The sequence below is a fragment of the Enterococcus sp. MSG3290 genome (genome assembly GCF_050555565.1).
Classification (GTDB): domain Bacteria; phylum Bacillota; class Bacilli; order Lactobacillales; family Enterococcaceae; genus Enterococcus_B; species Enterococcus_B faecium.
The window spans coordinates 2517941-2525000 of sequence record NZ_CP187862.1 but is presented as its reverse complement, the minus strand read 5'-3'; the positions used below and the strand labels follow the sequence as shown (position 1 = coordinate 2525000).

4 protein-coding genes, 25 tRNA genes, 1 rRNA gene and 1 riboswitch are annotated in these 7060 nt (G+C 43.0%); of the genes, 29 read left to right on the top strand and 1 reads right to left on the bottom strand.

All coding sequences use genetic code 11. The annotated features are described in order from the left end of the window. Nucleotides 1-23 precede the first annotated feature (23 nt). The 29 genes from rrf to IGL31_RS12120 all read left to right on the top strand — a co-directional run bounded on the left by rrf (nt 24) and on the right by IGL31_RS12120 (nt 6309). Nucleotides 24-139, top strand: a 5S ribosomal RNA gene (rrf, locus tag IGL31_RS12260). 13 nt (nt 140-152) lie between these two features. After that, nucleotides 153-225, top strand: a tRNA-Val gene (locus tag IGL31_RS12255). A gap of 3 nt (nt 226-228) precedes the next feature. After that, nucleotides 229-301, top strand: a tRNA-Lys gene (locus IGL31_RS12250). A gap of 7 nt (nt 302-308) precedes the next feature. Next, nucleotides 309-390: transfer RNA gene (locus tag IGL31_RS12245), tRNA-Leu, on the top strand. A gap of 17 nt (nt 391-407) precedes the next feature. Next, nucleotides 408-480: transfer RNA gene (locus IGL31_RS12240), tRNA-Thr, on the top strand. Nucleotides 481-491: 11 nt separating this feature from the next. After that, nucleotides 492-563: transfer RNA gene (locus IGL31_RS12235), tRNA-Gly, on the top strand. Nucleotides 564-579: 16 nt separating this feature from the next. Continuing rightward, nucleotides 580-665: transfer RNA gene (locus IGL31_RS12230), tRNA-Leu, on the top strand. Between the two features lie 10 nt (nt 666-675). Next, nucleotides 676-749, top strand: a tRNA-Arg gene (locus IGL31_RS12225). 9 nt (nt 750-758) lie between these two features. Then, nucleotides 759-832: transfer RNA gene (locus IGL31_RS12220), tRNA-Pro, on the top strand. A 19-nt stretch (nt 833-851) separates the two neighbouring features. Continuing rightward, nucleotides 852-924, top strand: a tRNA-Ala gene (locus IGL31_RS12215). 27 nt (nt 925-951) lie between these two features. After that, a tRNA-Met gene (locus IGL31_RS12210) sits at nt 952-1025 on the top strand. 13 nt (nt 1026-1038) lie between these two features. Continuing rightward, nucleotides 1039-1112 (top strand) — tRNA-Ile (locus tag IGL31_RS12205). Nucleotides 1113-1135: 23 nt separating this feature from the next. Continuing rightward, a tRNA-Ser gene (locus IGL31_RS12200) sits at nt 1136-1225 on the top strand. A 12-nt stretch (nt 1226-1237) separates the two neighbouring features. Further along, nucleotides 1238-1311 (top strand) — tRNA-Met (locus IGL31_RS12195). Between the two features lie 18 nt (nt 1312-1329). Further along, a tRNA-Asp gene (locus tag IGL31_RS12190) sits at nt 1330-1402 on the top strand. A 3-nt stretch (nt 1403-1405) separates the two neighbouring features. Next, nucleotides 1406-1478, top strand: a tRNA-Phe gene (locus IGL31_RS12185). A gap of 4 nt (nt 1479-1482) precedes the next feature. Then, nucleotides 1483-1553 (top strand) — tRNA-Gly (locus tag IGL31_RS12180). A gap of 12 nt (nt 1554-1565) precedes the next feature. Beyond that, nucleotides 1566-1639: transfer RNA gene (locus IGL31_RS12175), tRNA-Ile, on the top strand. 24 nt (nt 1640-1663) lie between these two features. After that, a tRNA-Ser gene (locus IGL31_RS12170) sits at nt 1664-1751 on the top strand. Nucleotides 1752-1772: 21 nt separating this feature from the next. Further along, nucleotides 1773-1844 (top strand) — tRNA-Glu (locus tag IGL31_RS12165). 22 nt (nt 1845-1866) lie between these two features. Continuing rightward, nucleotides 1867-1956, top strand: a tRNA-Ser gene (locus IGL31_RS12160). Between the two features lie 12 nt (nt 1957-1968). Beyond that, nucleotides 1969-2042 (top strand) — tRNA-Met (locus IGL31_RS12155). A gap of 18 nt (nt 2043-2060) precedes the next feature. Continuing rightward, a tRNA-Asp gene (locus IGL31_RS12150) sits at nt 2061-2136 on the top strand. A gap of 1 nt (nt 2137) precedes the next feature. Then, a tRNA-Gly gene (locus tag IGL31_RS12145) sits at nt 2138-2208 on the top strand. Between the two features lie 12 nt (nt 2209-2220). Further along, nucleotides 2221-2294 (top strand) — tRNA-Ile (locus IGL31_RS12140). Between the two features lie 11 nt (nt 2295-2305). Beyond that, nucleotides 2306-2377: transfer RNA gene (locus tag IGL31_RS12135), tRNA-Glu, on the top strand. A gap of 188 nt (nt 2378-2565) precedes the next feature. Continuing rightward, nucleotides 2566-2645: riboswitch (SMK box riboswitch) on the top strand. Continuing rightward, the gene (gene metK, locus IGL31_RS12130) at nt 2643-3836 is read left to right on the top strand and encodes a methionine adenosyltransferase (protein ID WP_002289731.1); all 1194 of its coding nucleotides are present in this window, start codon (nt 2643-2645) and stop codon (nt 3834-3836) included. It overlaps the preceding riboswitch by 3 nt. Before the next feature lie 129 nt (nt 3837-3965). After that, nucleotides 3966-5438, top strand: coding sequence for an MDR family MFS transporter (locus IGL31_RS12125; RefSeq protein ID WP_002318392.1), 1473 nt, complete (start codon nt 3966-3968; stop codon nt 5436-5438). A gap of 82 nt (nt 5439-5520) precedes the next feature. Then, nucleotides 5521-6309 (top strand): alpha/beta hydrolase, encoded by a 789-nt coding sequence (locus tag IGL31_RS12120; protein WP_002299077.1) that lies wholly within the window; start codon nt 5521-5523, stop codon nt 6307-6309. Between the two features lie 66 nt (nt 6310-6375). Here IGL31_RS12120 and IGL31_RS12115 read toward each other — a convergent pair whose 3' ends face one another. After that, a complete protein-coding gene (locus IGL31_RS12115; protein WP_002299075.1) occupies nt 6376-7044 on the bottom strand; it encodes a TetR family transcriptional regulator in 669 nt (222 codons plus the stop codon). Between the last annotated feature and the right edge of the window lie 16 nt (nt 7045-7060).

Sequence of the window (7060 nt, the reverse complement as noted above, 5' to 3'; positions counted from 1 at the left end):
CTCAATAAAAGATAACACCACAGTGTGGTGGCGATAGCGAGAAGGATACACCTGTAACCATGCCGAACACAGAAGTTAAGCTTCTTAGCGCCGATTGTAGTGAGGGGTTGCCCCTTGTGAGAGTAGGACGTCGCCACGCTTAAGTTATCCATGGAGGTTTAGCTCAGCTGGGAGAGCATCTGCCTTACAAGCAGAGGGTCAGCGGTTCGATCCCGTTAACCTCCATATGAGCCGTTAGCTCAGTTGGTAGAGCATCTGACTTTTAATCAGAGGGTCACAGGTTCGAGCCCTGTACGGCTCATATTTTTGCGGGTGTGGCGGAATTGGCAGACGCACTAGATTTAGGATCTAGCGCCTTACGGCGTGGGGGTTCAAGTCCCTTCACCCGCATAATTTAAGTTTTACATGCCGGCTTAGCTCAGTTGGTAGAGCATCTGATTTGTAATCAGAGGGTCGAGGGTTCAAGTCCTTTAGCCGGCATCTTTAAACACGCGGAAATAGCTCAGTGGTAGAGCACCACCTTGCCAAGGTGGGGGTCGCGGGTTCGAACCCCGTTTTCCGCTTTGCCAAAGCAATCGCGCCGGGGTGGCGGAACTGGCAGACGCACAGGACTTAAAATCCTGCGGTGAGTGATCACCGTACCGGTTCGATTCCGGTCCTCGGCATTTCAAATATGCGCCCATAGCTCAACTGGATAGAGTGTTTGACTACGGATCAAAAGGTTAGGGGTTCGACTCCTCTTGGGCGCGTTAATTAAACGGGAAGTAGCTCAGCTTGGTAGAGCACTTGGTTTGGGACCAAGGGGTCGCAGGTTCGAATCCTGTCTTCCCGATAATTATAAATTTAAACACGGGGCCTTAGCTCAGCTGGGAGAGCGCCTGCTTTGCACGCAGGAGGTCAGCGGTTCGATCCCGCTAGGCTCCATTTCATTTAAATAATGAATATCTTTTTCGCGGTGTAGCTCAGCTGGCTAGAGCGTCCGGTTCATACCCGGGAGGTCGGGGGTTCGATCCCCTCCGCCGCGATTTTTAAGAGCCTGGACCTTTAGCTCAGTTGGTTAGAGCAGACGGCTCATAACCGTCCGGTCGTAGGTTCGAGTCCTACAAGGTCCATTGTGGCGTTGTAAGTTTCATATGGAGGATTACCCAAGTCCGGCTGAAGGGAACGGTCTTGAAAACCGTCAGGCGGGTAAAACCGTGCAAGGGTTCGAATCCCTTATCCTCCTTTTTCATATTATCGCGGGATGGAGCAGTCTGGTAGCTCGTCGGGCTCATAACCCGAAGGTCGTAGGTTCAAATCCTGCTCCCGCAATTAAAAACTAAAAACACTGGTTCCGTGGTGTAGGGGTTAACATGCCTGCCTGTCACGCAGGAGATCGCGGGTTCGATTCCCGTCGGAACCGTTTGGCTCGGTAGCTCAGTTGGTAGAGCAATGGATTGAAGCTCCATGTGTCGGCAGTTCGATTCTGTCCCGCGCCATTATGCGGGTGTAGTTTAGTGGTAAAACCACAGCCTTCCAAGCTGTTGTCGCGAGTTCGATTCTCGTCACCCGCTTTTAGTTTTTATGGGCCTATAGCTCAGCTGGTTAGAGCGCACGCCTGATAAGCGTGAGGTCGATGGTTCGAGTCCATTTAGGCCCATTAGTACAAAATCTTATTGGTTTTGGGGAAGTACTCAAGTGGCTGAAGAGGCGCCCCTGCTAAGGGTGTAGGTCGGGAAACCGGCGCGAGGGTTCAAATCCCTCCTTCTCCGTTTCAATATTTTGTTTTACCTGGCCCGTTGGTCAAGCGGTTAAGACACCGCCCTTTCACGGCGGTAACACGGGTTCGAATCCCGTACGGGTCATTAATTTAATATAGTTTTACATGGAGGATTACCCAAGTCCGGCTGAAGGGAACGGTCTTGAAAACCGTCAGGCGGGTAAAACCGTGCAAGGGTTCGAATCCCTTATCCTCCTTTTTCATATTATCGCGGGATGGAGCAGTCTGGTAGCTCGTCGGGCTCATAACCCGAAGGTCGTAGGTTCAAATCCTGCTCCCGCAATTAAAAACTAAAAACATTGGTTCCGTGGTGTAGGGGTTAACATGCCTGCCTGTCACGCAGGAGATCGCGGGTTCGATTCCCGTCGGAACCGCCATGCGGGTGTAGTTTAGTGGTAAAACCACAGCCTTCCAAGCTGTTGTCGCGAGTTCGATTCTCGTCACCCGCTTTTAGTTTTTATGGGCCTATAGCTCAGCTGGTTAGAGCGCACGCCTGATAAGCGTGAGGTCGATGGTTCGAGTCCATTTAGGCCCATTTATTTTATTGGCCCGTTGGTCAAGCGGTTAAGACACCGCCCTTTCACGGCGGTAACACGGGTTCGAATCCCGTACGGGTCATGGAAGATACTTTTTGAGTATCTTTTTCTTTTTATCTGAAAGAATGATTTTAAAAAGCTTAGCAGAGTTATCTTTATGGATGATTGTGCTAAGCTTTTTTGGACAGTTCTAATGTAAAATATTTTTATATTTTTTAAGCAAAAAAATGAAAAAATACGAGCAGAAAACTGTTTTATCTGCTATACTTGGTTCGTTGCAAGTTCCCGAAAGGATCCGCAGGACGGAGATGCCTTGTAACCGAATTTAACTAGGGGGAATCATTATAATGGTAGAAAGACACTTATTTACATCAGAATCTGTTTCTGAAGGACATCCAGATAAAATTGCTGACCAAATCAGTGATGCAATCTTGGATGCAATTTTAAAACAAGATCCAACAGCACGAGTAGCGTGTGAAACGTCTGTAACAACTGGTCTTGTTTTAGTATTTGGAGAAATATCTACGACGGCATATGTAGATATTCAAAAAGTCGTACGGGAAACAATAAAAGAAATTGGTTATACACGTGCAAAATTCGGATTTGATGGAGATACAGCAGCTGTATTGGTTGCGATTGATGAACAATCTCCTGATATTGCTCAAGGAGTTGATGAAGCACTTGAGATCCGGGATGAAGATAAAAAAGACGTATTAGATGAGATTGGTGCTGGTGACCAAGGTTTAATGTTTGGGTTTGCTGTAGATGAAACACCAGAATTGATGCCTTTACCAATCGCTTTGAGTCATCGTCTGGTACGCCGCTTGGCAGATTTGCGTAAATCAAATGAATTAACGTATTTACGTCCAGATGCAAAATCTCAAGTAACGGTTGAATATGATGATCAAGGACAACCGGAACGCGTAGATACAATCGTTATTTCAACACAGCATGATGATGCAGTAGATAATGAAACAATTCGTCATGATGTCATCGAAAAAGTAGTGAAGGAAGTTATTCCAGCTGAATTATTAGATGATCAAACGAAATATTATATCAATCCGACTGGCCGATTTGTCATTGGTGGTCCTCAAGGGGATGCCGGATTAACAGGAAGAAAAATCATTGTTGATACGTATGGCGGTTATGCTCGTCATGGTGGCGGTGCTTTTTCTGGTAAAGATGCGACAAAAGTTGACCGTTCTGCCAGCTATGCTGCACGTTATATTGCTAAAAACATTGTTGCAGCAGGGCTTGCTCGCAAAGCAGAAGTACAGCTAGCTTATGCGATTGGTGTTGCTCAACCTGTTTCGATCTCAATCAATACTTTCGGTACTGGAACGGTTCCGGAAGAAGAACTGATTGCTGCAGTGAGAGAAAACTTCGATCTTCGGCCAGCAGGAATCATCGAGATGCTTGATTTGCGTCGTCCGATTTACAAACAAACAGCTGCTTACGGTCATTTTGGTCGTACAGATGTAGATTTGCCTTGGGAACATACGGACAAAGTAGATGCGTTGAAAGCAAGTTTAGCAAAATAAGTTATATTCAGCTGGAACGATCGCCAAGTGGTGGTTGTTCCAGCTTTTTTTATGGCAGTTAACCTCTTGAAAAAGATAGTAATTATTTATCTATTTTTAGATCCTGTCATAATGAAAGGGAGGAATAAGATGAAAAAAGAAACAAATGTTACTTTAGTCACAGTGAGTATTTTCATTGCAACGTTCATGACGGCTATTGAAGGAACAATCGTAACAACCGCTATGCCAACGATTGTCGGTTCATTACATGGAATGGAAATCATGAACTGGGTATTTTCGATTTATTTGCTGACAAACGCTATGCTTACTCCGATTTACGGAAAACTTGCGGATAAAGTGGGACGGAAACCAATCTTTATTTTTGGGACATTATTGTTTATTATCGGTTCGTTATTTTGCGGTTTATCTCAAAGCATGATTGGGTTGATTGCTGCTCGTGCGATTCAAGGGATGGGTGCTGGGGCAATGATGCCAGTAGCTTTGACGATCATCGGCGATCTTTATTCTATTGAAAAGCGAGCAAAAGTTTTAGGTTTGAATAGTTCAGCCTGGGGGATTGCCAGTGTTTTTGGACCGCTTGCGGGAGGATTCATCGTTGAAACGATCAGCTGGCACTGGATCTTTTTTATCAATGTGCCGATCGGTATTCTATTAATTATTTTGATTTGGCTATATTTAAATGAACCAAAAATCATACATGAGTCTAAACCAATGGATATTTTTGGTAGTTTTAGTTTGATGGCTATGCTGGTCTCATTGCTGTTAGGGTTCCAATTATTAGGAGACGAGGGAATGAGTCCGCTTGTTTCTGCTTTGTTGCTAGGCAGTATCGTACTGTTGGGTGTTTTTATTTTTGCTGAAAAAAGAGCTAAAGATCCTGTCATCATGATGCATTTATTCAAAAATCCACTATTTGTTGTGGTAAACTTGGCTGCAGCATTGGCTAGTGGTTTTTTGATGGGAATCGATGTTTATATTCCTATGTGGATGCAAGGTGTATTAGGACTGAATGCAGCAATTGGTGGGTTGGTATTAGCACCATTATCACTAGTCTGGATGGTCGGTTCTTTCCTTGCAAGCAAGTGGATGACTCAAATGAAAACTCATTGGGTCTTGAGAATTGGACTACTAATCGCAGCTATTGGGGGCGCTTGGTTGTATCTTATGCCTTTCAGAAGTAACTATTTATGGTTTTTTGCTATATCAACGGTCATCGGTATAGGCTTAGGTGTGACCATGACTACCTCGACTGTCAGTGCACAAAATAGTGTATCTCGTGACCAGCTTGGTGTAGCAACTTCTTTTAATACGTTAGTTCGAACAATTGGTCAAACAGTCATGGTTTCTATTTTTGGTTTATTGATAAATGGGGTAACTAAACGAGAACTTGCAGCAGCAAATTTAACAAATGATGCAGATATCATGAATAAACTGGTGAATCCACAAACGGCTAAATATATTGATGCGGATATTTTGTTACCATTAAGAAAAATTCTTTATGATGGGTTACATTCCGTTTATCTAGTTGGCTTGTTACTCGTGATCATTGCTTTGGTCTTAACGCTTTTCGTTCATGAAAAAAGTGGTAAAATAAAACAGTAGTTTCGGTTAAGATATGTACGTAGCCGAATCATTCAAATTTAAAGTTATTCAAAAATAACTTCTTACTAAGGAAGGCGAAAATATGGCATTTATTCAAGCAAATATTTATTCGAATGTGTTAGAAATGGAAGTCAATCTAAATGTGATACTACCGCAAACAACAAAAAAGGTGATTGGCACCAGTTCAGAGCAAGAGACAACGGATATACCTGTTTTATATTTACTTCATGGAATGGGTGGCAATCATAGTGTATGGGAAAGACGTACGTCGATTGAACGTTATGTAGCAGACTACGGATTAGCTGTCATAATGCCATCTACTGATCTTGGCTGGTACACAGATACAGTTTATGACATGAAGTATTGGACATTCATTGCAGAAGAGCTACCTGAGATTTGTCATGAATTATTCCCGCAATTAACAAGAAAAAGAGAAAAAACATATGCCGCTGGATTATCGATGGGCGGATATGGCGCGTTAAAACTAGGCCTTGCAAAATCAGAAAATTTCGCAGCAGTAATCTCTCTTTCAGGCGCTGTTTCTGTAGGAAATCGAATGGATGATCTTTTGATGGTTCGTAAAGCAGCTTTTTGGGAAGGGATCTTTGGACCATTGGATCAAATCGAAGGTTCAAAAAATGATCCGCAATACTTATTGAAAGAACTAGTAAAAAGCGGAAAACCAGTTCCAAGATTTTATATGGCTTGTGGGGAATCTGATTTTCTTTATCAGGCAAATCAGGAAATGGTATCTGCTATGCAGGAACAAGGCTTGGCGGTCACCTTTGAACAAGGACCTGGCGATCATAACTGGATCTTCTGGGACCAATGGATTCAACGTGCATTGGCGTGGCTAATGGAAGAAAAATAAAAAAAGAGTCTTAAAAAGATAGCTCCTATAGAGATCACAAACATAGTGATCTCTATAGGAGCTTTTTTACTGCTCGTTTTCTCTTCTTTTATTTTGTTGGCATAAGCCTTCAATATAGGTTTGTGCACTCGTTAGAAAGAGTGCTTTTTCATTCAATTCTGCATGGGACTGCATACTTTCTTTAAATCCCTCTAATTGATTTTCAACTACATAATTACGCATAAATAGAACTGTTTCTTTCAAAAATTCATTTCCGTCCATAATCTTTTGTCGAAGCTGCTGTTCATGCTGCTGATCCATTAACTGTCCAATCAATAAATTGTGGAGAGAGGCAATGGCCTGATGACTTTGGGTGACTGAAAATCCTTCACGAACAAGTAATTGGATCATTTGCTCCAAATGTTCTAATCGACTCGGAAAAGCGGGCACAGTATTGATTTCTAATTCTGCCCCACAAGGGAAACGTGTGTAAAGGTCATAGTAATTTTCCATATACTGCAGCAACTGTTCATTCCAAGGCAAAGTTGGATCTGGAAGCGCTAATTCATCTTCCATTGTTTCAGCCATTTTCTGCAAGAGCTGTTGTTTGTTTTTGAAATACCAATATAAAGCAGGTGCTTGAACATGAATTCTGTTTGCGATGTTTCGCATGGAAAGCTGCGAAAGAGCTTGTGTTTCAGCCAGGATATCAAAGGCGGCCTGAATGATGATTGCTTGAGAAAGCTTTATTTCCATTTTATCAACCTCGTGT

What these genes read in the sequence shown, in the direction of transcription:
- metK (WP_002289731.1), top strand. Translation starts at nt 2,643, where the DNA reads ATGGTAGAAAGACACTTATTTACATCAGAATCTGTTTCTGAAGGACAT.
- IGL31_RS12125 (WP_002318392.1), top strand. Translation starts at nt 3,966, where the DNA reads ATGAAAAAAGAAACAAATGTTACTTTAGTCACAGTGAGTATTTTCATT.
- IGL31_RS12120 (WP_002299077.1), top strand. Translation starts at nt 5,521, where the DNA reads ATGGCATTTATTCAAGCAAATATTTATTCGAATGTGTTAGAAATGGAA.
- IGL31_RS12115 (WP_002299075.1), bottom strand. Translation starts at nt 7,044, where the DNA reads ATGGAAATAAAGCTTTCTCAAGCAATCATCATTCAGGCCGCCTTTGAT.